This is a genomic window from Chryseobacterium culicis, assembly GCF_900108365.1.
Classification (GTDB): domain Bacteria; phylum Bacteroidota; class Bacteroidia; order Flavobacteriales; family Weeksellaceae; genus Chryseobacterium; species Chryseobacterium culicis.
The window spans coordinates 105,668-130,851 of record NZ_FNWQ01000004.1 but is presented as its reverse complement, the minus strand read 5'-3'; the positions used below and the strand labels follow the sequence as shown (position 1 = coordinate 130,851).

The following is a 25,184-nucleotide window of genomic DNA, read 5'->3' as shown; positions in this document are numbered from 1 at the left end:
TATTTTTGTTGAATTGTAAATAAAAAAGAATGAAAAGATTACTATTGTTTGCTATGGTGTGCGCAAGTATATCATTTGTTTCTGCTCAAAAGAAATTTGATAAGGTTGCAAAAGTGACTTCATCAGAGATCAGATGGTGGGGGTATAAAGTGGTGAAAACCGAGGCTTCTTCCCACTCAGGAACAGTAAAGCTGAAAAGCGGAAAATTCAACTTTGACCATACGGTTCTGGTAGATGGAGAGTTTGTAATAGATATGAGAAGTTTGATGGCAGGAGATGTGTCTGATGAAGATCAGATCAAGCTGACCAATGACCTGAAAAGTACAAATTTCTTTGAAGTAAAGAAATTCCCTGTTGCAAAATTCCATTTGACTAAAATTATTCCTTTAGCAAACAGTGAATACAATTCTACAGTGTACGGAGACCTTACCCTTAAAGGGGTAAGAAAAACGATTTCTTTCCCTGCGAATGTATATGTTACCCAATTCACTACCTCTATTGAGTCTGCGAAATTCTCTCTGAACAGGAGAGACTTTAAAGTATTCTATCAATCTTCACTGAAAGATTATTTCATTAAGAACGAAATGGATATTCAGTTCAAAGTTTCTACGGAAATGCTGGATAACGAAAACAGAGTTCCTAAAAAGAAAAAATAAGACAATCTGTAAGATCAATATAAAATGAGCCGTTCCTCAGAATGGCTCATTTTTTATGAATTTATTCCATGGAAATTGGTGGACAGTCATCCTATTTCTCTGTATTTTTTATAAATTAGTGGGATGAAGATTTATATCGTAAGCGGTCTGGGAGCAGACTTTAAAGTTCTTGAAAGAATAGAGTTTCCCAAACATTGTGAATTGATTTTTATAGACTGGCTCATCCCTGAAAAAAAGGAGCCCTTTGACGCCTACGTTAAAAGAATGGCGGAAAAAGTAGATGATTCCGAACCATTTTGTCTCCTGGGCTATTCTTTTGGAGGAATTATGGTACAGGAGATCAACAAATTGAAACCTGCAGAAAAAGTAGTCATTCTGGGAAGCATAAAATCCGACAGGGAGAAATCCAATTTTATAAAAACCGGCGGGCTTACAAAAATACCAAGACTGCTGCCGGTAAGACTTTTCAATGATAAGGCTACCAATGTTTATGCCGGTATCAGAAAACTTTTCGATCCTAAAAATCCAAAGATCCTGCAATATTTTAAAGTGAGAGATCCCTATTACCTAAAATGGTCTGTTGAAAAGGTTTCAGAGTGGAAATCTGAAGAAAATCCCGATGTTATTCAGATTTTAGGCGATAAGGACATTGTCTTTCCCATCAGAAATTCAAAACCTGACTATGTAATCAAGGGAGGAACGCACCTATTTCCGGCGACGAAATATAAAGAAGTCTCAAAAATTTTAAGTGAAATTTTCCCTGAGAAATAGTGTAATTATTTAAATAGTTCTTTTTTTATAGGGGTGTTGTGTTTTAAAATGTATTTTTTATGAAATTTATGTTTAAATTTGAAGGGGTTAAATATAAATTTCATGAAAGTAGGATTAAAATGGATCGTTTCATTTTCTATTATTACATTGGTGGCAATCGGTGGTTTATTCTGGAATCCGGCTGGAGATCTTCCAAATAATGGAGAATTTTTAAGTGAAGATAAAATTGTAGGTGCTGACGTAGCCTGGATTTTGGCTGCGGCAGGACTTGTTCTGCTCATGACACCGGGACTTTCTTTTTTTTACGGGGGAATGGTTGGCAGAAAAAATGTAATCTCTACCATGCTGCAGAGTTTTATCGCTTTAGGAGTTATCTCTATGGTCTGGGTGGTCATAGGTTTTTCATTATCTTTCGGTGAATCTTTAGGCATTACCATTGGTGGAAAGCATTATGGTATTATTGGGAATCCGCTAAGTTATCCTTTCTTTAGCGGTGTCGGAAATCTCCCTCATAAAATGATGGCCCCTACGATTCCTTTTATTCTGTTTGCCCTTTTTCAGATGAAATTTGCCGTTATTACTCCCGCTATCATTACAGGGTCATTTGCAGAAAGGGTTCGTTTTATTTCTTATTTATTATTCATTGTGCTTTTCAGCATTGTTATTTATACGCCGCTTTGTCATATGGTGTGGCATCCTGACGGTCTTTTGAACAAATATTTTGGAGTCAAAGACTTCGCGGGGGGAACGGTAGTGCATATGAGTGCCGGGTTTGCAGCATTGGCCGGAGCTATGGTGGTTGGAAACAGAAAAAATCCTCATCATGAACCTTCCAATATCCCTTATGTGCTTCTGGGGACGGGAATGTTGTGGTTTGGATGGTTTGGTTTCAACGCAGGATCTGCACTGAGCGCTTCTGCATCTGCTGCTACTGCTTTCGGAACAACCACCATTGCCTCTGCTTCAGCGATGATGACATGGATCTTTTTTGACAGAATCAATGGGAGGAGCGTTTCTGCTTTGGGCGCCTGCATAGGAGCTGTAGTGGGGCTGGTGGCAATTACTCCGGGATGTGGTTTCGTAAGCATTCAGGAAAGTCTTTTTATAGGATTTATTACAGCTATTGTGTCTAATCTGATGGTCAACTGGAAAGTTTTAAAGAAAATAGATGATACCCTGGATGTTTTTGCCTGCCATGGAGTAGGGGGAATTATGGGAATGATTCTCACCGCTATCTTTGCACATGGTGAAAATGCAAGTCTGCTTCATGGAGGAATGGATGTTTTCCTTCATCATATGGCTGCATTGGTTCTGGTTTCTGTTTTTACATTTTTCGGATCACTGCTGTTGTATAAAATTACCAATTCTGTTATCACCCTCAGAGTTTCCGAGGAATCTGAAAATAAAGGTCTTGATCTTTCTCAGCACGAGGAAAGTTTCAGCTGATCAAACAGGGCATTCCCTCTTTAGAAAAATATTTCAGAATCATTCTGGAAGGCTATCTGGGAACCCTTGAAAAAAGAGTCGTGTTCAATCATATGCTCAAAGCGGAACAGAAATATTACGACTTCCTGGAAACTTACCCCGACATTTCTTCCAGAGTACCTCAATATCTGATTGCTTCTTACCTGGGAGTCTCAGCAGAATTCATCAGCCGGATCAGGAAAAAAAATAAATCCTATTGAACCAGATCAATTTTTCCCGCAGCATTTTTTGAAAAGACTGATGACTGATCTGCAGGAGCTTTGTTTTCTCTACAGCCTGTATATTGTAAATGGAAGGTTTTTGTTTTGAAAAACTGGCAATATCAGTTGCCCACCAATGATCAATGGCTAAAAAAAGAATTTCTTCATTTCCATTTTCTTCGTTGATGCAAAAGGCTTTTACAACTCCTGATATAATATAACTGTCATAGCGGCATACTTCCCCGTTTCTCAGCAGAAAATCACCTTTTTCCAGTATTTTTTCTGTCCAGAAACTTTTACAGGCTGCTATTTCTTCGGGACTTAGCGGGACATGCTGCAGAATACTTTTGATGAGTGTTTCCATTTAAAACAATTAAAAAGAACGGGCTTATAGGATCAGCCCATCACAAAGATACTGGTTTTATAGACTGCCAAAACCAAATAAAACTGGGATTTTGCTATGCTTTAATTAGGATTTATCATGTATCTTTGTTTTTGAGGAAAATGACGAATCATTTATGGAATCAATATCGGTTTTTGAGATTATTAAAGTAGGGATAGGCCCGTCCAGTTCGCATACGATGGGACCTTGGAATGCAGCTGCTGCATTTATCAGGATTATTAAAAGAGAAAGATCAATAGAAGAAGTTAAAGAAGTTTTTCTTGAATTCTTCGGCTCACTCGCCAAAACGGGGATCGGACACGGAACTGATATTGCAGGTATGCTGGGGTTGAACGGAGAAGATTTTAAGACCATCAATACTTCGAAAATTGATGAAAAAATAGAATACATCAAAAGTACTCAAACCATTAATCTTGGAGGAGAGAAAGTTATTCCATTTGTTTATGGACATCATTTGATTTTAAATATGAAAAAAAGCCTTGATTTTCATCCGAACGGAATGATCTTCAGAGCTGTTTTCGAAGACGGAACTGAACTTGTTCAGGATTTTTATTCTGTAGGAGGCGGTTTCATTGCCAGCCAGGAAAAAAACTCAATTCAAAAGCAGTGTGTACGTACATTATACCCTTGTCATAAGGCTTCGGATATTGCAAAATATTGCGAAAAGTTGGGACTTGATAAAATGTCGGATCTTATTTTCATGAATGAAGAAAGCTGGAGAACTCAGGAAGAAACAAGGCAGGAGGCGCTCTATATCTGGCAGCAGATCAAAGAATGTATTTACAAAGGGGTCAATAAGGAAGGAGTTCTTCCGGGTGGACTCAATGTGTCACGAAGAGCGGCAGGAATCAACAGAAAGCTTTTAGGGGACAAAATCTATAAGAATAAAGATGAGTGGTTCCAGCAGGTTGTAGATGCTGAAGAGAACTTTACCAATATCAACAAATGGATTGCCTGCTTTGCGCTGGCAGTAAATGAAGAGAATGCAAGTTTCGGCAGAATTATTACTGCACCTACTAATGGAGCAAGCGGGGTAATTCCGGCGGTATTGATGTATTCGCAGGCTTTTACGCCATTTACAAGCGAGGATGACATCATACGGTTTCTTCTCGTAGCAGGAGAGATTGGAACCTTATTTAAGAAAAATGCGACTATCTCTGCAGCGATGGGAGGATGCCAGGCTGAGATCGGGGTGTCTTCTGCAATGGCAGCAGCCGGACTTACTGAAATTCTGGGAGGAAGTGTAGGACAGGTTTTGATGGCGGCTGAAATTGCAATGGAACATCATCTCGGGTTAACGTGCGACCCAATCAAAGGGCTGGTACAGATCCCATGCATCGAAAGAAATACAATGGGCGCTATGAAAGCAATTACTGCAGCCAACATTGCGTTGGAAAGCGATCCTACCAAAGCAAAAGTAACATTAGATGAGGTGATTCTTACGATGTGGGAAACCGCTCAGTCAATGAGTGACCGTTTTAAAGAAACTTCCGAAGGCGGACTGGCCATCGCGGTTAACGTTCCGGAGTGTTAATAGAAATAACATCGTTTTAAAAATAAAACCCTTAGTCAGTAATGTCTAAGGGTTTCTTAATAAAATAAAAGTAAAAACCGTTGGGCTTTTAGTATTGTACAAAGAATTTATCTTAAAATTCCTCTGATTCTGTTGGCATTGGTTATCAGTTCTTCAAGGTATTCATAATTCTCTTTTTCCAGGGCAGATTTGAATTTTCTGAGCTGAGAGATATGTTCGTTCAGAACATCCAGCACATTTTCTTTGTTTTGTTTAAAGATAGGAACCCACATTTCAGGATGCGATTTCGCAAGACGTACTGTACTTGAGAAACCGGAACTGGCAAGCTGAAAGATAGTTTCCTCCTCACGTTCTTTTTCCAATACCGTATTGGCAAGTGCATAGGATGTGATATGGGAAATATGAGAAATATATGCAGTATGAACATCGTGATCTTTTGCATTCATGTAAATCATGTGCATATCAAGAGCATTGACTACCTGTTCAACAATATTCAGCGCATCTTCTGCAGATTCTTCTTTATTACAGATTACCCCTGCTTTTCCTGAGAAACTTTCTGCAATAGCGGATTTTGGACCGTTATTTTCTGTTCCCCACATCGGGTGGAAAGCCACAAATCTAGAACGTTTCGGGTGGTCTTTTACCGCATTTACAATTCCTGCTTTTGTAGAACCAGCATCCATTACCGTCTGCTGATCAGTTACCAAGTCAAGAACAGAAGGCAGCAGTTTTCTGGCAGCATCTACAGGAATGGCAAGAATAATCAGATCCGAATTTTTAATTCCGTGCTCAAGATCTACTCCGGCATCAATGATTTTAAGGTTTAATGCGTCACTGATATGCTGTGTATTTTTATCGATTCCGTAGATGAAGCTGGCGATGTTTTTTTCTCTTAATTTCAAAGCCATCGACCCTCCGATTAATCCTACTCCAATAATACTTATTTTCATCTTTTTTACATTTTTTTAAATGAAAAAACCCCGTCCCTAGGACGAGGTTTTAAATTATATTCATAAGAATCCCTATCCCAGAGCTGAGGTAAAAATTCTATAATAATATGTTCCGTTGTTAAAATTCACGTAGCAAAGGTAAAAATATTTTTTAAATGAAACGAAATTTCTTTTCTAAATTATATAGAGATGGGGTGAATTGTTTTTTTGATGATGTTTTTTAGGATCTGTAATTTTTTTAGTTTCATTAATATTAAGATCAATTGCTTTTTTTATATCAAACGATATATTTTTAAGTTTTGTATTTAAAAATATATCTATTATATTATCCCTTTTTTCAATTCTAAAACTATAATTTGGATTTTGATCTGTAGTGTTTGTAATTTCTTTCTTTCCTAAGAATTTTATATTATTATTGTTAACATAATAAATAAGAAATAGGTGACCATTTTCTAAAAAACTGTCTATTAAAATTACTTTTTCATCATTGTTTTTAAATAAGAAAGTTTCATATCCTAGATCACTTGAACTATTTGATTTATCATTGTAATTTTTATTATTACTGGTAAATAAGATTGCATTTCTATTAAATGAAATTGATAAATTATTGTCTCTATCAGAACATTGATTTGAGTTGTATTTTTGACCAGTACAGTTTAATTGTTCCTGTTTAAAATCAATAGGAAAATTTCCAAGTTTATTTGAATTCTCCTGTTTAAGATTACATGAAAAGAATATTGTTAACAATAGAATTGAAAAGAGTTTCATCATTTGATTAAGTTATTTATTCAGATTTTATCCTGCTTTTATGAACATATCCCTTTTTACCTTCCTTAGAAACCACTAACCACCAATCTCCGTTTTGATCTAACACTTCAACTTGTTCTCCGGTTTTAATCTTTTGAAGAATTTGTGCTGTTGTATTTTTATCTTTTCTTAGATTAGTAAAACCGTCTGGATCTACTATTATTGAATATGTTTTTTCTTGATTATCATCTTGTAAAAGTCCATAATCGTTAGAATATTTTTCAAGAGATGGATAACCATAATATTTGTTTTTTTGAAAAGACGTCTTTAGTTCTGGGTGAGAAACATAGACATTATTTAATAATAAGTATGATTTATCAGATTGGATATCAACATTTCCCTTACCTGTAAAACCAAGTTGTAAAAGATAAGCAATAGCCTTTTCTATTGAAGAATGTTCAATACCATTTCATCATTGGTTTTTAGTTTACTTAAAATTCATTATTCTTATTTTAAATTTTCGAAATAGTACCATTGGCTAGTATTTTATATTTTTCACTTTTTTTCTTATTTAAGTTGTCAAAACTAATTTTGTAGATATCAATAGTCATATCTGGGTTAATGACAAAAGAGTCATAAGTATCTTCTTCAGGCATTGCATAACCTATTGATTGCCGACTGATAATTTTATTATTATTAATTGTAACAATTTCTTGTGAACTGGAATCTCCTTCAAAATTTAAAAGATATATACTAATATTGCCTTGAGAGATCGGCTTTATAGAAAATATAGATTCTGGAGCGCCCTCTTTAATATCTATAATTTTTATTACTTTATTATATTCTGTCTTGTTCAAAGAAGGATATTTTTTTTGACAATCAGTAGTATTTGATTGTATGCAAACTTGTTTATATTTTTCATAATCAAATGGCAGATTAATCCTATTATCAACTAATTCTTTCTCTTTTTTTATTGGTAAACTATCTTCTTTTTTTAGAATGCACTTATTTGGGGCATAATATTCACCATTTGGTATTTTAAGAATAGTCCAAATTAAAGCGTTGTCATTTATTTTTATAAAGCATGTTCCCTTTCCCGAATTGAAAAAACTCTGAAAATTACCAATATATGCTTCTTGGCTCTTATTAAAAGCTGCTTTTATGTTAATGTTTTCTTCAAAATCACAGTCAAGTTTTTGCCCATTGTTGTATACAGCACAATATTGCGCGAATAATGAGTCTTGGGTCATTTTCAGAATTTTCAACGTGAACTCTTGACTTTTGTCTTCTGACTTCCAGCGCCACACTTCAGGGAGTTTTCTTTCGTTACTTACATTAGCATTACTACCGACTTTGTTTTCTTTGGACTCGTGGCCTTTGCACGAAATTATACTGCCCAGAAGGGAAACTAATACTAAAAATCTATATATCATAATTTAAAATCTATAATGTGTAATTTAAGCATTTATCAACTCTTATTTTAAGACCTTTTAAATAATCTTCTGAGAACCAATTTTGAGAAGCTCCATAATCATAATATGCTTTTCTAATTTCACTTATTCTAGTAAGCAATTTTTCTTGATCAGAGGGTTGATTTAAGGCATTTGCAGTTTCTTTGCCCATTCCTCCATCAATAGTGATGGTTTGATTGAATTCACTAACAAGTAATTTCTGAACTTCTTTAATTGCACCTCCCGAAGTAATACTCCAATCATATACCATAAGTGCTACTTTTAAATTCTTTACTTCACAATAACCTTTAGGTTCCCAATATCTTTTCCTATAAATAATGGTAGCTTGTTCTTCAGTAATTTTTTTTTGATTTTCTTCAGTTGGCTCAACTCCTACATCTTCTTTTGCATATTTTTGCCAAACTGGCCATGATATCCCTTTATTAGTTGGGTCTCCTTTATCTTTAGAAGGTTCATTTTTATACCCTCCTTCGTGTTCCAAAATTATTGGAGCTATTTTTTTGAATTTATCTTCACAAGTGTCAAGGCGAGAATTGCTTGGCTTGTTTTGTTGAGACTGATAAGTCTCATAACAATTGCAAGTATTATTATAGCCTAACTCAATTGCTAGTTGAACAATACTTTTCCCATTCAGTGTTGCTAAACTTGTGCAAAAGTATTTATCTTCTAAATATTGCGAATCAAATTGCCTTACATCCATATGAATCCAGCTAAAAGTGTGATCATATCTTACCTTTCCCTTATTATTATAAAGTAAATCAATTGGTTCAATTGAGAACAAATTTGTGTTAGGCCATTCTTTTTGAGCTCCTAAATAGTTAACAAAAATAGAATCTCTCATTGATCTTAATTCCACAAGGTTTTTTTTGTTTTCACCTCTTATTTGCCAATTACCTTTACTGAATTGTATGTCAATTGCTTTTCCTTGGTGGTTGGTGGTTGTATAGTTTTTGAAGCGGCATCTATATCCCGATGTAAATTGATCAATTTTATAAGTCGTTTGTTTGCTAAAATAGAATTGCAATGCCTTAAATCCAAATAATAAAGATCGATGAATACCTGGATACTCATACTTGTTATTGGCTTCAGTTTTTGCAGTACCTTTATATGTGTTTTTTCCTGTACCATCTCCAAAACCTTTGCAATTATTAATTTCTAGAATTCCTCTTAATGTACTTGTTACTTTTTTACCTTTTGTACTACACGAACATTTTAATTGATTCCATAATATTGTACTAATTTCAAAATTTTTAGAGAATTCATCAATAGCTCTCAAAACATTACCACAAACTTTTCCCGTTTCTGTCACCTTCATGTAATCTCTCTGAAACTGTTTAACCATTTTTTCAGTTCTGTCTGTAAATTTACCTGTGGGTACATTTCCTCCAAAACCAGCTAAGCGAATATTAATTTCTCTAATTAGCTCGCTAGGAGGGGTGCTTTTATCAACACAATATTTGCCTCCACATCCTTTGTCTGTTTTCGGTTGCTTCTGCACCCCAGCCGCACTCTTCACCTTCTCCACCTGCATCAGGCCTTCCGAATTTACCCCAAATTTCTGAGATTCTGCAGAAAGGTCCTTGGAGATAATTTCGATGAAATAATTTTGTGTATCGGAATCCGGATCGCCGATAGGGGAGTCTATTCCTTTTTCAAAAATATCTTTGGAAATGACAAATCCTGAAGTTTCATGTATATCAGCTGAAATTTTAATATTCCCACTTCTGAATACTTCATCATTGGAAGCCGTGTCATATTCCCAGATGACATACTGAATATGCTTCTCTACCATATTTTTAGAGTGGATTCTTACCCTTACTTTATCACCTACAGCAACTTTGGAAAGTTCTTTTCCGGTATCATCAATGAAAACCGCTTCTATGATATTTCCTTTAGGATCGGGTTGTTTGGGTGCACTTCCTTGTCCGGCTGGGAATTTAGGCGTGTCTTTCTGGGGCTGAGGTTTAGGTTTTGGCTGATTTTGAGACTGGCTTTTATAATCCGGATTGGCCACATCTACATTCACCTGGCTGGCTCCCTGAATTTTCCCTGAATAAGTGGCTGTAACATAGTATTCATGATTCGCACCTTCATTCCTGTCACCTTTCATCAGAAACTGATTGGCCATCTGACGAAGGATTTTTTCATCAGACATCAGGGGTATTGACACTTCTGCAATCCCTTTTTCATTGACGCGAGCCTTATAGCTGCGGGTGTGACGGTTGTTTTTGTTAATACTGGCATCGTGCCCTTTTCCAGGAGCGTCATCTTCCCAAAGGTGAAACTCAATCTCTTTATTAAACATCGCAATACAGTGAGCCTGAGCAATTAGCGTATCCCGGTAACTGGCTTTATTGACATCTTTTGCTCCTCTGTTGAAGAGAATTACTTTATCTATTTTTGAAACTTTGTCACTGGCAGGAATTAATATAAGATTGGCCACCAGTTCTTTGGTAGCAGGAAGGCCGGGTAAAATCCCTTTTTTAGTTTCATAGACTTTCATTTGAAATTCTATTCCCAGTGCTATTTCTCCAAATTTGTAGGTTACTTTCTCACCGGTTTTCGGCTTTCCGGTGATGTCTTTCCAACTGCCGTTTTTTTGTTTCTTGTAAAGATACCATTCATATTCACCTTTCAATCCGAATGATAGGAGAGAAGGCTTTACTTCGTAGGAGTAAGTGGTTCCTACCATAGGATTCTGATTCCCGATAATAGTTCCTGTCATGGCTTAGCTGTAATAAATTTCATCTGTACCTCTTGTATCTTCCTTGAATTCATCAAAATCCACCACCGGATTGTAAACCTGCTGTTCCTGCGTATTTGCCTTTTCAACGTGGCTTTTGCCTACTTCGCTCTGCTGGCCATGTTTCAGAATGGTTATTTTTCCTCCGGTACTGCACATCAGCTCTGAGATTTCCGTAAGGCAGCTTTTTCCCATAACTTTTACTTTTTCATACGTTTTCTGCCATTTTCCGGCGGGAGCATAAGCACAGGGAAGATATCCTCCGGAGGAGGGCTTAAGTTTACACTGTCCGAATGGTTGTGCAGCCGGATCAAGTTGAAGATCATCCTCTGTTACGGCCAGATAATCAGCATTTCCCTCTTCGTCATTCCAGTACTGTTTCTGGTGGCTGGTTACTTTACATTTTGGAAATTGAAAGCCTTGATTACACTGCAATGTTCCTTTCTGAACAATGAAATATTTTCCCTCATGAGAACTGGAATCACTGTCTTCATTGTTATCTTCTGGTTCCTCTTTATCAGATTGTTTTTTATCTTCAGATTCAAATTCTGTGGGATGGACCTCCTCTACAATTCCATCCTGCGATGTGGCAATCGTTTGGGGTTCTGTGTCATCAGTCATAAACTGCGGATCTGCCGGAATTAGAATGGTTTTTCCGGCAACGGGCTCCTGCATACTATCTTCCGGCGGGCAGTGAAGATTATGATACGTTTTCAAAATGCCTTCATTTTTCAGCTTAAACTGCCGGGCTAATGAACTGAATGTATCGCCTTTTTGTATGACATAATTTTTCATATTATCCTTGTGTTATATTGATGTGATGTTGGTGAATAGATTCATCTTCATGACTGAGCAAAACAGATGCTTTTGCCTGAAGCAGCGTTTTATTTTTGATGTGTGTGGTGTATTCTAATACGATATTTCCTGTTGCTGGTTCAGAAGCCGGCTCCGGATGCTTAATGCCCCGCATGATTTCCTGAGAAGTGCATAATTCAACAATTTTACCACTTAAAATGGTCGAAATAGAGTCTTCGTCTTCATTTTCATGTTCAATATTGATGTCACACTGTACCGGAAATGAGTTCTGTAACCAATAAAAAGATTCTTGTCCGTATGTCTTCTTTTGAAACCATTCCATCCTTGGGAATAAGGCCTGAAAAAGGAGCGTACTCTGAAACTGCCGCAATAAAAACGGCTCATTCATTATATTTGTTTCAAAGACATCCATATAACGCTGAGAGACTTCTCCTACGTAAAACTCCTCAAGTTCTTTGCGTTGTCCGGAAAAAGTGCCGACAATTTTCTTATGGTCTGCAAATCCAATGATTTTACCTTTTTCATTGATCACAAATTCAACAGGCATAATACTTTGCATACAGGCTATGGAAAGGCTGCTCAATTTATCATCCGGCGGAGTTCCGTTGGATTTAAAATCTTTCTGGCGGTAATTTATTGTGTGCTGATTGGTGTTATTATCCTTTCCAAGGTTAAGCTCAATAGTATAACTTATAGTAACCGGAGGCGTAAAACGACTTTCAAAGGTTTCATGGGCAATATATGTTTTAGCGAAGAACGAATCGGAGAGCTGGTGGGGAAGCTTCTTTTTTCGCTCCTGTTCTTTTTGTGCCTGAGTTTTGAAATCTGTAGGAACGAAAATGTTTTTAACCCCATTTAAGTTTTCGAACCAAATTTTATCCATTCTTTGACAATGGGAATTGTGAAACACCTTGAGCTCCTCACCGGTCATTCCCAGCCGGGAAGCTATAGAGGTCAGCGTGTCTCCGTTTCGTACCTGATATTGTAAGAAATCAATTTCCATCCCATGTGAATTATTGGATAAAGCTATTAAAAAACTTTATTTGAAATTAATTTTTAGGCTTGAATTTTGAAAATTGTAGTAGAATTACGACATCAGCGGTGCTGCGCATAAAATCGCTCCATAGGATGAGAATTTTCGGTTTTAGAATTGAAATTTTCAGCAAGGATATCATTCCAAAGGAATATACGTTTCCATCAGATGAGCGTTCGTCTCAGGCAGAGGGTAAAAAATTTGAATAGCGGCGTACTGGTAATTATTTCTGTTGATCAGCTTTAATAATATGAAGTCTTTCTTCAACTTCATTAATTCTTTTCAGCCAATAATTGATACCTTCCTGATTCGTCACAGTTTCCTTAAAAGCATTACGGTTGACCGTCCACAGATGGCCTCTGTTTTTTTGATAATCTAGCTCGCGCTCTTTTTTGTTTTCGGGTTCTGTGCGGTATCTCCAGAACACCAGTGCATGCATATATTCTGAACGGATTTTTTCCAGATAATCTATAATCGCTTTCCTGTCCTGAGGGATGTATCCGGGGCCAGAGCATCCACAAGAATGAAAAGTAATCCCTACAGTATACAGATCACGGATATGAGCCCATTGTTTGTCATCATTTTTAGCCGGTGATTTAAAGTCCAGTCCCATATTGGCCATAAGATTTCCACATTCGGGGCATTTGGCTTCTACTGAAGTCTGGGCATCCCTGTCCACATCTTTCAGGTGGCGGCGTTTGAATGTTTTCTGGCAGTTGAAACAGGCATAATGACCTTTGTAAACCATCATGGCATATCGGCACATAATATTTTCTTGTTCTTTGGTTATAAGTTATTTTTATTTGTTGGATCCTCTTCATTAAAACTGATTCCCATAAAGCTGCCGGCACTTCGCGGATCATATACTGACCACACATTTCCCCAGGGAAAGAGGAAGGTACAGCTTGGGTATGGCGTTTTCTTTTTTTGGGTGGGCGGCATTTCGAGAATTTTTGAGAGAAATGTGTTGTTCCGGTGGAAAATATTCATTTCTTTTTCCTCTGTCCATTCATTCCAGTCTTTTGCATCAGTTTCCTGCCATGTATTCATATGGATGATCTCCAGCTCATCTTTGAAAAAGCACAAACTGAAGGATAGCTGATAGCCTGTTATTTCTAAATGGGTAAAATAATACCAAAAATATCCGGTTTTCACATCCCGCATCTGATGATATTTTTCTTTATAGAAATCAGTGTGCTTCAGCAGATCAAATGTCATTCCCCGGTACAGCCTTGTATTGAAGGCTTCCAGAAAGATAACTCCATTTTCACTGTTAATCAGCATGTCCCAAAAATTGAAGCCATAAATATACCCGTTTTTTCTTTACAGACAACGAATAATATTTATAGCTTTCAATAGAAATAGAAATATCGGTGTGTTATTTGGGTTATGGGTTTGAAATTATTAAGGTAGAGGGAATGTCAGAAAGCCAGAGACTCTTTGTGTCAATCAGGTTTTTCCAGCTTTTACTGCTGACCAGCATCAGATCCTGAGAATTCAGGAATTCTTTTTCAATCTTTTTCTCATTGTATAAAGTGATATGGTTAGGAGCCACCTGCTCAATACTTCTGATCAGTTCTTTCACTTCAATATTATTTCTGATCTGCCCGGCAGCATCCAGAATGATAATCTGAGAATTATTGTTATTAATGAGTCTTTTCGCATATTCAAGAAGATAAAAATCACTCAGATTAAAAATAGGAACAAACACTTTATCTGCTGTTCTGAAATCTTTTTCCACCAAAATTCCTACAGGAATATTGGTTTTGTCCAGAATCTGAAGAGTAAAATCGTCAAAAGGAGAAGTGTTGAAAATATTTCCTTTACCTTTTACTGTATTCAGAAGTTTTTCGGGATTGATAATTTTTGTTGTAAAACCCAGCAAACGGCCCAGCAGACTGCCTTCATACATTGATTTTCCAAGCATAATGAGCAGGAGGTCATAATGCCCTTTATTGGTAATGCTGGTGAGATCACTTTCAATATCCGTTGATGCTTTGAAAAAGGTGGTCACCTCCAGATTAAGATCTTGCGACGTTTCAATCACATTCTGGAACTGGGAATTTTCGTACTCATTGATATCATAGGCATGCATTTCATCCACCGGAGCAATATTCATAGCAGTGATGCTTTTATTGCCGTTCATTTTATGGGTAAAATTGTGAGCAAGTCTCAATAAAGTGCTTCCTGATTCCGGTTTATCGAAAGATAGAAGAACACGATATTTGGAATCGTTTTCCTGAACGGCTTCATCATGATTTTTTTTAGATTTAAAAATAAAATTAATAAAGTCTAGGGCAGGTCCGGTCATAAAAGTGGTAAAAAGGGCCATAATCACAAGCATGGCAAAAATTTCAGGACTTAAGACCCCGAGATCATATCCAATATTCAGGACGATAAGCTCCATAAGGCCTCTCGTATTCATCAGAGCTCCTATTGTTAAGCTCTCTTTCCAGCTGATTCCAACAAATTTGGCCGTAAGTGCACTTCCAGCAAATTTTCCAAGAACGGCAGTCAGGATAATAAACCCTGCTGTCATCCACAGATGGCTGTCATTCAGCAGCCCGATCTGGGTTCGAAGCCCTGTAAAGACAAAGAACAGGGGAAGAAGAAGTACCAATGCCACATCTTCTACTTTGTCAATAAAGAGCGTACGGAATTTTGCATTTTCAGGCATAATGGCACCTGCCATAAAAGCACCGAACAAAGCATGAATACCGATTACTTCTGTAGCATATGCCGACAAAATAAGAGTAAGAAAGAAAATAGCTACCATAGGTTTACTGATGGTATTTTTCCCTGCCTGCAGATCTCCTATTCTTTTAAGGAATGGTCTTACAATTTTAATCATTAAAAATACATAGGCAACTGCCATGATGATGACATAAATAGAACTGGTGAAAGAGCCTGCTTTCACAATAGCAATTACAGCAGCAAGAATACACCATGCCGTAATATCATCTGCAGCAGCACAGGTAATCACAATAGTTCCCAGTTTGGTTTTCTGAAGATTTCTCTCCTGTACAATTCTCGCCAGTACCGGAAACGCTGTAATACTCATAGAAATTGCTATGAACAAAGCGAAAGAAGTAAACTGTATACCGTCCGGTGCGAATTCCCGGTAAACGAAATAAGAGAGTCCTATTCCTAAAGCAAATGGAATGATAATACTCGCATGGCTGATGACCACAGCGTCATGAGCTTTTTTTCTCAATACACTCAGATCAAGCTCCATGCCTACAATGTACATAAACAGTATCAAGCCTATCTGACTCAGAAACTGAAGGTTGCCTAATGATTCTTTTGGAAAAAGAAATGCTGAAAACTCAGGGAAATACATTCCCACGAGAGACGGCCCCAGCACGATACCGGCAATCATTTCTCCGATTACGGTAGGCTGCTTTATTTTCATGCAAATCCATCCAAAAAGCCTTGCCGTCATAATAATGGTGACAATCTGTGCCAGCAATAAAGCCAGCGGATGATGCAGGTTGGTTTTAAAGGATTCCAGAAAATTTTCCCAGGTTGAGCCACTGCTGGTATGAGCAACGATATTTTCCTTTACTTCCAGTGTTTGTCCTTCTATGATGAAAAAGTACATCAGAGCAGAAAAGACTGCGATGGTGGTAATGTAGAAAATTAAATTTTTGTATTTCCCCAAATTCATGATTCCAATATTTTATGCAAAGTTGAAAAGAATATAGTTATGTTAAATACTCTTTTTTTTAAAATGTAATGAATGTTCTAAAAAATGTAATAAAATCTATTTGAACGAATAACCCATTCCAAATCCTATTTTCCAGTTCCCATTCAGATCTGCTGTCTTAGCGTTATAGTAGGCAGGAATCTGAAAGGCTATTTTTTTATAGACCACAGTAAGACCTGCTCCCAGCGTAGGCATAATAGGACTGTTTTTGGTTCCGGAAGAATGGTCTTCTTTAATTCTCAGAGAAGGAAGCATTCCAACAATGAATTTTACGCTTTTATGGGTAAGATTTACATTTGGACCTGTAAAGTTGATATAAGCACCATGATCTACATATCCGCCTATTGCTATTCCGTCAAAAAAAGAGACCTTCAGTTTTGAAGAGGCTTCCTGGGAAAAACACAAGCCGGATATGAGAAGTCCTGCAGCATAGAAAAATTCTTTCATTATACAATCAATTAATTCACTGCAAAATTAAATGCATTTAATACTGAAAAAGGATTGCTGTAATAAAGGGCTTATATTCTGTAACGAAACCGGAAAGATTTGAAAAAGATCTATTTTCCGAAGAGCTCCATTAATGAATTTTTGTAAGCATCTCCGATCTGAAGTTTCAGGAAATTGTGATCTTCCGTAGGAATAGTAGTGATAATTTCATTAGTGGAAAATACTTTAATGGAGGACAGCGCTATAATTTCTTTTTTGTTCACCTGAGCAAAATCTTTGGCAGGAAGCATTTCCAGAAGATTTTTAAAATTCAGGTTTTTTAATACGATCGTTGTTCCATCGCTGAGAATGATGTCTTTATCTCTGCTGTCAATTTCAGAGGTTTTGATATAGGAAATCTGCTCTGTGAATATTACTGTTTTTCCAATATTGGTATTCCACTCAATAAAGGGTTTCTTAGGAGTGTTTTCGACCAGTTCTTTAGCTTTTTCGAAGGCCTGAATCAGCCTTTCTTTTTTGATGGGCTTTCTCACATAATCTACCACATTCAGATCAAAAGCTTCAGCAGCATATTCTTTGTAAGCCGTTGTAAAGATGATTTTTTTGGAACCAGAGATAATTTCGGCCACCTGAAGACCTGTCATTCCCGGCATTTCAATATCCAGAATACACAGATTGCAGTCGAGGCGGTCTATTTCGTTCAGAAAGATTTTAGGATCATTGAATGCTTTTACCACTTCCACATCGTCAATCTGTTCACATAGAAGTTTTAAATAGCTGATAGCCAGCAGTTCATCATCCAGAATAACGCATTTTATCATAGAACTCTCCTAAGTTTATTTTTAATTCTGCAGTAAAGATTCCGTTTTTTGAACCTCTTTCCAGCTGGTAATAGGTGCTGTAGATCATTTTAAGTCTCTGGTCAAAAGACTGGCTTCCAAAACCGCTTTTCTCCTTTTCCAGAATGTTCTTCAACGATGCTTTATTGCTCACTTTCATGGTGAAAACCCTGTCTTCAAGCTCCATATAAACGGAGATAAACGAGTCCTGAGCCAGGAAGTCGGTATGTTTGAAAGCATTTTCGATAAGGTCTACGGAGATCAGTGGTGCAAACACTTTTTCTTCGTACAAAGCGTCAGATTTATTAATTCTTGATTTGATTCTGAAATCAAAAAGTGGATTGATCTTGATTTTATTGATCTCAATAAGACTGAGCGCAAAGTTGAGTTCTTCTTTAGGACTCACATATTTATTATTGCTTTCATACAAAATATAATCCAGCACATTAGCCAGTTTATCCAGTGACATGTAAGTCTGATAGGCATGAGACTGTACAGAATTCAGAATATTTTTAAACAAATGCGGATTCAGCTTGGTGCCGATATGTTCCAGGCGCACTTCATTCAGACGCTGCTCAATAAGTTTGTTAGTGTCTGATAATTGGGAGTTTCTCTGTTTCAGCTTCTGATTTTGGCTGAAGAGATAAATGCTGACAGTAAGAAACAGGAAAATGGCAAAAACTCCGATGAATATCAGATAATCATGAATCATGTAATAATTGCCTTCCATAGTCTGTTTTTGAAACTATTTAAGTTTTTTAAGACCGCTTACCGTCACAGTTTCTTCACATTTTTCAAAAGTGATCTCGTAAGACGGATTTTTTTCGGGATAGGTCAGAAGGTAGTCAGGACATGGTTTCTTTTGTGCATGGCTGCGTTCAAAATCTACTTTTCCGTTGGTAATAATGCTGTCTTTTACAAATTTTTCATCAATCTTATAGGCAGTCATTGCATTTTTAGCTTCTTCAGAATATTTGAATTCCTTGGAAAGGCTCTCTGCGATGACGCGGCTGTTCGGTAAATATCCGCTGCAGCTTGCTCCTTTTTTGTTTAAAATAAAAAATACGATCAAAAGCCCCGGAACGAAGCCTATTGCATAAAATTTCAGTTTCTTCATTAGAAAATTAAAAGATTGATATCATGGTACGTGAGTCCGAAACGGTCGCAGATGATCTTTTTGGTATGTCTTCCTTTGTACATATATAAGCTCTGCTTCATTTCATTTTTGCGGATCAGCATGTTTTCAAAACCGCCTTCCTCGTCGTAATTTAAAATATAGGAAAGGAAGAAATTCGAGATGGCTTTGGTGGTTGTTCTCGGCATTCTTGAGGTAAGATTCGGAAGTCCGCAGTGGATAACACCATGTTTGATGATATACGGGTCTTCCATGGTAGTCAATTCTGAGGTTTCAATCACTTTACCGTTGTCTATGGTAATATCAATAATGACACTGCCTTTCTTCATTTTCATCACCATATCTTCTGTAACGATAGGCGTCATGTTGAGTCTTGGAAGTGCTCCGATCACTACATCCGCACGTCTTAAACTTTTGCTGAGTTCTTTAGGGTCGATGATAGAAGTAGGAACGCGGCTGTCTACAATGGTATGAAGTCTTCTCAGTTTGGATAAAGAGTTGTCGAAAACCTTTACACTTGCCCCGAGACCGATCGCTGCTTTTGTAGCAAATTCACCTACAATTCCTGCTCCCAGGATAACTACTTCAGCTGGCCGTACTCCTGTAATCCCTCCAAGCATTAAGCCATTTGATAAGGCTAATAATTCTGAAGCATATAATATGGAAACGGTTCCTGCAATTTCTCCAACCAGTCTTACCAAAGCCAGCTGTTTGTATTCATCTACGATAAATTCAAAAGCAATAGCATTTATTTTTTTCTCTGCAAGCTTTAAGAAATATTCCTTATCCCTGAGATTGATCTGAAGTGCCGAAACCAGATACGTATTAGGCTTCATGTACTCAATTTCATCTTCTGTGGGAGGATTCACCTTCAGGATAAGATCCTGTCCGAAGGCTTCCTTAGGATCCGTGGTAATCTTCGCTCCGGATTCGGAGTATTGCAAATCTGTAAAAAATGAACCCTGCCCGGCACCAGCTTCAATAATGATCTCATGGCCGTGCTCTACCAACACCTGTACGGCGTCAGGAGTAATGCAGGTTCTCCTCTCGTTGAGACAGGTTTCTTTAGGAATACCGATACTGAACTGTTTTCCTTTCTTTATAACCTCCAATTTTTCCTCTTTCGGCATTAATTCTTCTTCTGTGAAAGGAGTAAAAATATTTGTACTCATCCTTAAATTAAATTATGTCTTACAGATTGTTTTTTTACACTCAATTAAGAAGCAAAGATACATAATATTTAATCGAATGAAATTTCTCTGTTTTCACCCGTGTTCACAATACTCATTGTGTGGTAGTTAAGCCCGTAAAGCTCCTCTTCATAGACTTCCGGCCACTCAATAATGCATAAAAAAGAATTGTCCAGGTATTCTTCGATCCCGATATCATAGACTTCTTCAATGTTTTTCAGGCGGTAAAGATCAAAATGGTATACTTTTCCTCTTTCAGTAGTATATTCATTGACAATGGAGTAAGTAGGGGAGTTTACTTCATCCCTGCTCCCCATATTTTTAAGCAGAAATTGGGTGAAAGTTGTTTTACCTGCTCCCAGATTTCCTTTTAATAAGAAAATATTATGTTTTAGCTGAGGAATGATGCTGTCAACAACTTCCTGCCAGTCTTCGATTTTATCTATAGTGAATTGCATAATACCAAATTTATTTTGCAAAAATAATGATAAAACTTACTAAATATAATGCACTTGTATTATATAATTGTAAGGTTTTTTTTTATGTGTATTTTTGTATTATGATTTCCAAACAGACCATTGATAAAATATTCTCCACGATCCGCGTTGAAGAGATTGTGGGTGAATATGTGCAGCTGAAAAGGGCAGGGTCTAACTATAAAGGGCTCAGTCCGTTTCATGAAGAAAAATCTCCGAGTTTTGTGGTTTCACCAAGCAAACAGATCTGGAAAGACTTTTCAACAGGAAAAGGAGGAACGGCGATTTCCTTCCTGATGGAAATTGAAAACTTTACGTATCCTGAGGCCCTTCGCCACGCTGCAAAAAAATACGGAATTGAAATTGAAGAAGATCTTCGTGAAATTTCTGAAGAAGCTAAAAATGCCCAGACGGAGAAAGATCTTTTATATAAAATTCATGAGGTTGCCAATACTTATTTTCAGGAAATTCTTTGGGATGATCAGGAAGGCAGAAACATTGGACTTTCTTATTTCAAAGAGAGAGAACTGAAGGATGATATCATCAAAAAATTCCAGCTGGGATATTCTCCGGAAAAGAAGAATGCTTTTACAGCATATGCACTGGAAAAAGGGTATAACAAAGAAATTCTTGAAAAATCCGGGCTTTCTATTTTTCCCGAAAATACGCCGGCAGGAGTAGACCGTTTCAGAGAAAGAGTTATTTTCCCTATTCACAGTTTTTCCGGGAGGGTCTTAGGTTTTGGAGCTAGGATTCTTAAAAATAATGTCAAAACAGCGAAATACCTCAATTCGCCTGAAACAGAAATCTATCATAAGTCCAATGTTCTTTATGGATTAAACCAAAGTAAACAGGCGATCTCAAGAAAGAATGCCTGCCTTTTGGTGGAAGGGTATATGGATGTGATTTCACTTCATATGTCCGGGATCGAAAATGTGGTAGCCAGCTCAGGAACATCTTTGACAACCGAGCAGATCAAACTGATTAAAAGGCTTACTGAGAACGTAACCATTCTTTTTGATGGTGATAATGCCGGTATCAAAGCCAGTTTCCGAAGTATTGATATGCTCCTTACAGAAGGAATGAACATTCGTGTTCTGCTTTTCCCGGATGGAGATGACCCCGATTCCTTTGCCAGAAAACATCCTCAGGAATATGTGGAAAAGTACATCGAAAATGAAGCGATGGACTTTATCGACTTTAAAGCGGAAATTCTCTTAAAAGACATCGGAAATGACCCGATTAAAAAGGCAGAAGCCATAAGAGATATCGTAAAATCGGTTTCTTTTGTACAAAATGCCCTGAAAAGGGAAGTTTATCTGAAAGAAGTTTCCAATAAATTCGGACTTTCTGAGCAAAGCCTTTTCAATGAGCTGGATGTTCAGAAGCAGATCACACAGAACCAGACGCACCATGTTCAGCAGCAGCAGAAAGAAAAAGCCGCTGCTCCGAAGATGGAGATTGTTCCTTTCGATCAGGAAAAGGAAGATCCTTTCATGTACGATGTGTTGTTTATGGAAAACAAGCTTGTAGATCATATGCTGATGTTTGGAGATATTGTTCTGAAACGAAGAAATGAACAGGGTGAAGATTACGAGATCACCGTTATCGAAGAAATCCTTCATCATTTTGAAGAAGAGCAATATTCATTTTTGGTGAAGGAAAATGAGATCATTATCAATCAGGTAAGGGAGGGAATTCAAAAAGACGAGCTCAGAAGTGGAAACTTTTTTGTAACTTTTATGGATGAAGAGATAACCACAAAGGTTGTAGATGCCCTGATCCCTTTGGATGAACTGGAAAACTGGGCGTCCAGAAATATTTATCCTCCCAATTACGGAGATAAAGTGGCAGATCAGATCAAAGGTGATGTTCTTTTACATAAATACAGGTACATTGATTATCTGATCAAAGAAACAGCTAAAGAGCTTGACAAGTACAGCAGTACGGATGAAATGAAATATTATGAGCTGATCAAAAAGATTACACTGTTGAAACAGGCTTCCATGCGTCTGAGCAATATCATAGAATATTCGCCTATCAAAGGAATTTATGTAGACCGTAAGAGATAATTTCACGTCAGATCTTTTTTGTATTCTGTGACAAAAAGTCCTATAAAATTTTAGGAATAAATATTGTAATTTAAACTTTGAGAATAGTATAAAAATAATACATAATAGAAATATGGACATTAAAAAGGAATTCAGAGACTTCTCTGTAAAACATTTAGGAAACAACGGTCTGGTTACCGATCAGTATATGGGAATGTATGGTCCAACGAACCTTACTCCGTACATCATGGAAGAAAGAAGATTAAACGTAGCTCAAATGGACGTTTTTTCCCGTCTGATGATGGACAGAATTATCTTCCTGGGAACAGGTATTGATGATCAGGTGGCAAACATCGTTACAGCTCAGCTTTTATTCCTGGAAAGTGCGGATCCTTCCAAAGATATTCAGATCTATATCAACTCTCCGGGAGGAAGTGTATATGCCGGTTTAGGTATTTATGACACCATGCAGATCATTAAGCCGGATGTAGCGACCATCTGTACAGGTATGGCTGCTTCTATGGGCGCTGTGCTATTAGTGGCAGGAGAAAAAGGAAAGCGTTCTGCACTTAAGCACTCAAGAGTAATGATCCACCAGCCTTCAGGAGGTGCTCAGGGAGTGGCTTCTGATATGGAGATCAACCTGAGAGAAATGTTGAAATTGAAGCAGGAGCTTTATGAGATTATTGCTCACCATTCAGGACAGACTTATGACTGGGTAGAAAAATCTTCTGACAGAGATTACTGGATGACTTCTGAAGAAGCAAAAGGCTACGGAATGGTAGATGAAGTTTTACAAAGATCTACAGAGAAAAAATAATTGATTGCAAAATCATAAGAACCGCACCGATCTGGTGCGGTTTTTTTGTTTAATGTTAAAATACAATTATCATTGTATTCAAGATCAGTTTACAATCAATTGATACATTCGCAGCCATAAAATAGCTTATGAAAAAATTACTATGGTCTGTGGGAGTACTGGCGGTGCTGGCTTCATGTAAAACTGACGATGAGACAGCAATAATCAATCAGGATGTTAATTATTCCAAACTGCCTCAGGAATTTCCATTTACAAAACTTGCTACTATCAATGGAGTAGATGTCATTAACGGTGGATTTGGTTCCGGAGCAGCCGCTCATCCTACAAAAAAAGGCGAATTCTATGTTATTACAGACAGAGGACCAAATACTGATTTCCAAAACGGAAAAAAGTTTCTTGTCCCGAATTTTACCCCAACCATTATGCACTTCAGAATTAATGCTGATGGAAATGTTGAAGTAATCAAATATATTAAGCTTAAAAATCCATCCGGACAGCCTATTACCGGCCTTCCAAACCCTGTAGGAATGGGAAGTACCGGAGAAGTTGCTTACGATGCTTCCGGAAATGTCCTGGGTACGGATAAATATGGGTTAGACAGTGAAAGTATTGTTGCTGCGGCTGACGGTACATTCTGGGTTTCTGACGAATATGGTCCGCACATTGTGCATTACAGCGCAGAGGGTATGGAAATGGAAAGAATAAGCCCGGTTGGTGTAAATACAGGACCAAGAAAGCTACCCGCTGTGTTAGCCAAAAGAAGAGCCAACAGAGGAATGGAAGGACTTTGTATGACGCCCGATGGAAGAACGCTGGTAGGAACCATACAGTCTATGATGTTGGTACCCAGCAAAGCATTGGCTACAAATACCACTTTAACAAGAATTGTCACTTTTGATATTATTACAGGGCAGACCAAACAGTTTCTGTACAGACAGGATGGTGGAGCATCTGATTCCGTTTGCGATATCACGGCATTAAGCAACAATGAATTTTTAGTAATTGAAAGAGACGGTAATTTCGGTTCTCAGGGAGGGATCAAAAAAGTATATCGAATTAACCTGAACAATGCTACTGATGTAAATGGTGCTGATCTTACTGCTGTAGATGGGATGAAAGTGAATGGAAAAGCTTTGGAACAATGTACGTGGGATGAAATTACCAATGCAGGCATCAAAGCGGTTACCAAAACATTAGCCGTAGATCTGGTAGCAAAGCTGGGCTATGAGCATGATAAGTTTGAAGGAATTGTGTATTTGGGAAATAATAAGCTTGCCGTTTTCAATGACGATGATTTTGGTGTGGTGGATGATGGAAACGGAAATCCGAAAGCTAAAATTTTACCCAAAACAGGTAAAGTAGACAAAGGAACAATGTATGTAGTCGATATTCAATAATTAGTTTTTTTACAACTTTCAGCGATAAGCAGTCGTTTGAAGTGATCCTTAAACCTTGAAACGAACTTCCGGTAAGATGATTTGTTTCAAGGTTTTCCTTTTGTCATAGTTCTGTCGATAAAATTCTAATCTGCCTGATCGGTTTTGGAATAAATTTTGACCATAGATGGAGTGATAAAGTTTTGATAATAAGTGTATTTATCCGTGTATAAGTAGGGCTTTGTATTTCAATATCCGGTGATATTACTCATTGATTTATTTATATTTTTGTTTAAAGCAGTATGTAATATGGTATGGACATACGCATGAATTA

At 37.3% G+C, this 25,184-nt stretch carries 24 protein-coding genes; 7 read left to right on the top strand and 17 right to left on the bottom strand.

Annotated features, from left to right (window positions below; genetic code table 11):
• Nucleotides 1-29 precede the first annotated feature (29 nt).
• The 3 genes from BLW74_RS15630 to BLW74_RS15620 all read left to right on the top strand — a co-directional run bounded on the left by BLW74_RS15630 (nucleotide 30) and on the right by BLW74_RS15620 (nucleotide 2,873).
• Nucleotides 30-656, top strand: a complete 627-nt coding sequence (locus tag BLW74_RS15630; protein WP_047097816.1) for a YceI family protein — start codon at nucleotides 30-32, stop codon at nucleotides 654-656.
• Between the two features lie 123 nt (nucleotides 657-779).
• The gene (locus BLW74_RS15625; protein WP_089693794.1) at nucleotides 780-1,427 is read left to right on the top strand and encodes an alpha/beta hydrolase; all 648 of its coding nucleotides are present in this window, start codon (nucleotides 780-782) and stop codon (nucleotides 1,425-1,427) included.
• A 102-nt stretch (nucleotides 1,428-1,529) separates the two neighbouring features.
• A complete protein-coding gene (locus tag BLW74_RS15620) occupies nucleotides 1,530-2,873 on the top strand; it encodes an ammonium transporter (protein WP_089693792.1) in 1,344 nt (447 codons plus the stop codon).
• A gap of 213 nt (nucleotides 2,874-3,086) precedes the next feature.
• Here BLW74_RS15620 and BLW74_RS15615 read toward each other — a convergent pair whose 3' ends face one another.
• The gene (locus BLW74_RS15615) at nucleotides 3,087-3,476 is read right to left on the bottom strand and encodes a Crp/Fnr family transcriptional regulator (protein WP_089693790.1); all 390 of its coding nucleotides are present in this window, start codon (nucleotides 3,474-3,476) and stop codon (nucleotides 3,087-3,089) included.
• Between the two features lie 154 nt (nucleotides 3,477-3,630).
• Between BLW74_RS15615 and BLW74_RS15610 the strand changes: the two genes are divergently transcribed.
• Entirely contained in the window at nucleotides 3,631-5,049 is a 1,419-nt protein-coding gene (locus BLW74_RS15610; protein WP_089693788.1) for an L-serine ammonia-lyase, read from the top strand.
• Between the two features lie 107 nt (nucleotides 5,050-5,156).
• Here BLW74_RS15610 and BLW74_RS15605 read toward each other — a convergent pair whose 3' ends face one another.
• From BLW74_RS15605 to tsaE, 16 genes are all read right to left on the bottom strand, one after another.
• Nucleotides 5,157-5,999, bottom strand: coding sequence for a prephenate dehydrogenase (locus tag BLW74_RS15605; protein WP_089693786.1), 843 nt, complete (start codon nucleotides 5,997-5,999; stop codon nucleotides 5,157-5,159).
• 174 nt (nucleotides 6,000-6,173) lie between these two features.
• A complete protein-coding gene (locus BLW74_RS15600) occupies nucleotides 6,174-6,770 on the bottom strand; it encodes a hypothetical protein (RefSeq protein WP_139265750.1) in 597 nt (198 codons plus the stop codon).
• Between the two features lie 13 nt (nucleotides 6,771-6,783).
• The gene (locus BLW74_RS22875; RefSeq protein WP_374464533.1) at nucleotides 6,784-6,966 is read right to left on the bottom strand and encodes an SH3 domain-containing protein; all 183 of its coding nucleotides are present in this window, start codon (nucleotides 6,964-6,966) and stop codon (nucleotides 6,784-6,786) included.
• Nucleotides 6,967-7,258: 292 nt separating this feature from the next.
• Nucleotides 7,259-7,996 carry a hypothetical protein gene (locus tag BLW74_RS15590; RefSeq protein WP_167358445.1) on the bottom strand — a complete coding sequence of 246 codons (738 nt, stop codon included), beginning with the start codon at nucleotides 7,994-7,996 and terminating at the stop codon, nucleotides 7,259-7,261.
• Between the two features lie 193 nt (nucleotides 7,997-8,189).
• Complete coding sequence (locus tag BLW74_RS15585) at nucleotides 8,190-10,943, bottom strand: glycosyl hydrolase 108 family protein (RefSeq protein WP_089693777.1); 2,754 nt, start codon at nucleotides 10,941-10,943, stop codon at nucleotides 8,190-8,192.
• Between the two features lie 3 nt (nucleotides 10,944-10,946).
• Nucleotides 10,947-11,756, bottom strand: coding sequence for a DUF4280 and LysM peptidoglycan-binding domain-containing protein (locus BLW74_RS22630; RefSeq protein ID WP_185116365.1), 810 nt, complete (start codon nucleotides 11,754-11,756; stop codon nucleotides 10,947-10,949).
• A 1-nt stretch (nucleotide 11,757) separates the two neighbouring features.
• Nucleotides 11,758-12,780 (bottom strand): LysM peptidoglycan-binding domain-containing protein, encoded by a 1,023-nt coding sequence (locus BLW74_RS15575; RefSeq protein WP_089693775.1) that lies wholly within the window; start codon nucleotides 12,778-12,780, stop codon nucleotides 11,758-11,760.
• Nucleotides 12,781-13,033: 253 nt separating this feature from the next.
• Nucleotides 13,034-13,576, bottom strand: coding sequence for a hypothetical protein (locus BLW74_RS15570; RefSeq protein ID WP_089693773.1), 543 nt, complete (start codon nucleotides 13,574-13,576; stop codon nucleotides 13,034-13,036).
• Nucleotides 13,577-13,596: 20 nt separating this feature from the next.
• Nucleotides 13,597-14,094, bottom strand: coding sequence for a hypothetical protein (locus BLW74_RS15565; RefSeq protein WP_089693771.1), 498 nt, complete (start codon nucleotides 14,092-14,094; stop codon nucleotides 13,597-13,599).
• Nucleotides 14,095-14,197: 103 nt separating this feature from the next.
• On the bottom strand, nucleotides 14,198-16,477 hold the full coding sequence (locus BLW74_RS15560; RefSeq protein WP_394331232.1) for a cation:proton antiporter: 2,280 nt from the start codon (nucleotides 16,475-16,477) through the stop codon (nucleotides 14,198-14,200).
• 96 nt (nucleotides 16,478-16,573) lie between these two features.
• Entirely contained in the window at nucleotides 16,574-16,963 is a 390-nt protein-coding gene (locus BLW74_RS15555) for a hypothetical protein (protein WP_089693769.1), read from the bottom strand.
• Between the two features lie 110 nt (nucleotides 16,964-17,073).
• Complete coding sequence (locus BLW74_RS15550; protein WP_089693767.1) at nucleotides 17,074-17,784, bottom strand: LytR/AlgR family response regulator transcription factor; 711 nt, start codon at nucleotides 17,782-17,784, stop codon at nucleotides 17,074-17,076.
• Nucleotides 17,759-18,532, bottom strand: coding sequence for a histidine kinase (locus tag BLW74_RS15545; protein WP_089693765.1), 774 nt, complete (start codon nucleotides 18,530-18,532; stop codon nucleotides 17,759-17,761). The genes BLW74_RS15550 and BLW74_RS15545 overlap by 26 nt, the downstream gene beginning before the upstream one ends.
• A 15-nt stretch (nucleotides 18,533-18,547) precedes the next feature.
• Nucleotides 18,548-18,919 (bottom strand): DUF4258 domain-containing protein, encoded by a 372-nt coding sequence (locus tag BLW74_RS15540; protein WP_089693763.1) that lies wholly within the window; start codon nucleotides 18,917-18,919, stop codon nucleotides 18,548-18,550.
• Entirely contained in the window at nucleotides 18,919-20,109 is a 1,191-nt protein-coding gene (locus tag BLW74_RS15535) for an alanine dehydrogenase (RefSeq protein WP_089693761.1), read from the bottom strand. Before BLW74_RS15535 ends, BLW74_RS15540 begins: the two co-directional genes overlap by 1 nt.
• Before the next feature lie 68 nt (nucleotides 20,110-20,177).
• Entirely contained in the window at nucleotides 20,178-20,585 is a 408-nt protein-coding gene (tsaE, locus tag BLW74_RS15530; protein ID WP_089693759.1) for a tRNA (adenosine(37)-N6)-threonylcarbamoyltransferase complex ATPase subunit type 1 TsaE, read from the bottom strand.
• A 101-nt stretch (nucleotides 20,586-20,686) separates the two neighbouring features.
• Between tsaE and dnaG the strand changes: the two genes are divergently transcribed.
• From dnaG to BLW74_RS15515, 3 genes are all read left to right on the top strand, one after another.
• The gene (dnaG, locus tag BLW74_RS15525) at nucleotides 20,687-22,675 is read left to right on the top strand and encodes a DNA primase (RefSeq protein ID WP_089693757.1); all 1,989 of its coding nucleotides are present in this window, start codon (nucleotides 20,687-20,689) and stop codon (nucleotides 22,673-22,675) included.
• Nucleotides 22,676-22,787: 112 nt separating this feature from the next.
• On the top strand, nucleotides 22,788-23,474 hold the full coding sequence (gene clpP / locus BLW74_RS15520; RefSeq protein WP_089693755.1) for an ATP-dependent Clp endopeptidase proteolytic subunit ClpP: 687 nt from the start codon (nucleotides 22,788-22,790) through the stop codon (nucleotides 23,472-23,474).
• A 128-nt stretch (nucleotides 23,475-23,602) separates the two neighbouring features.
• Nucleotides 23,603-24,871 (top strand): esterase-like activity of phytase family protein, encoded by a 1,269-nt coding sequence (locus tag BLW74_RS15515; protein WP_089693753.1) that lies wholly within the window; start codon nucleotides 23,603-23,605, stop codon nucleotides 24,869-24,871.
• Nucleotides 24,872-25,184: the final 313 nt, after the last annotated feature.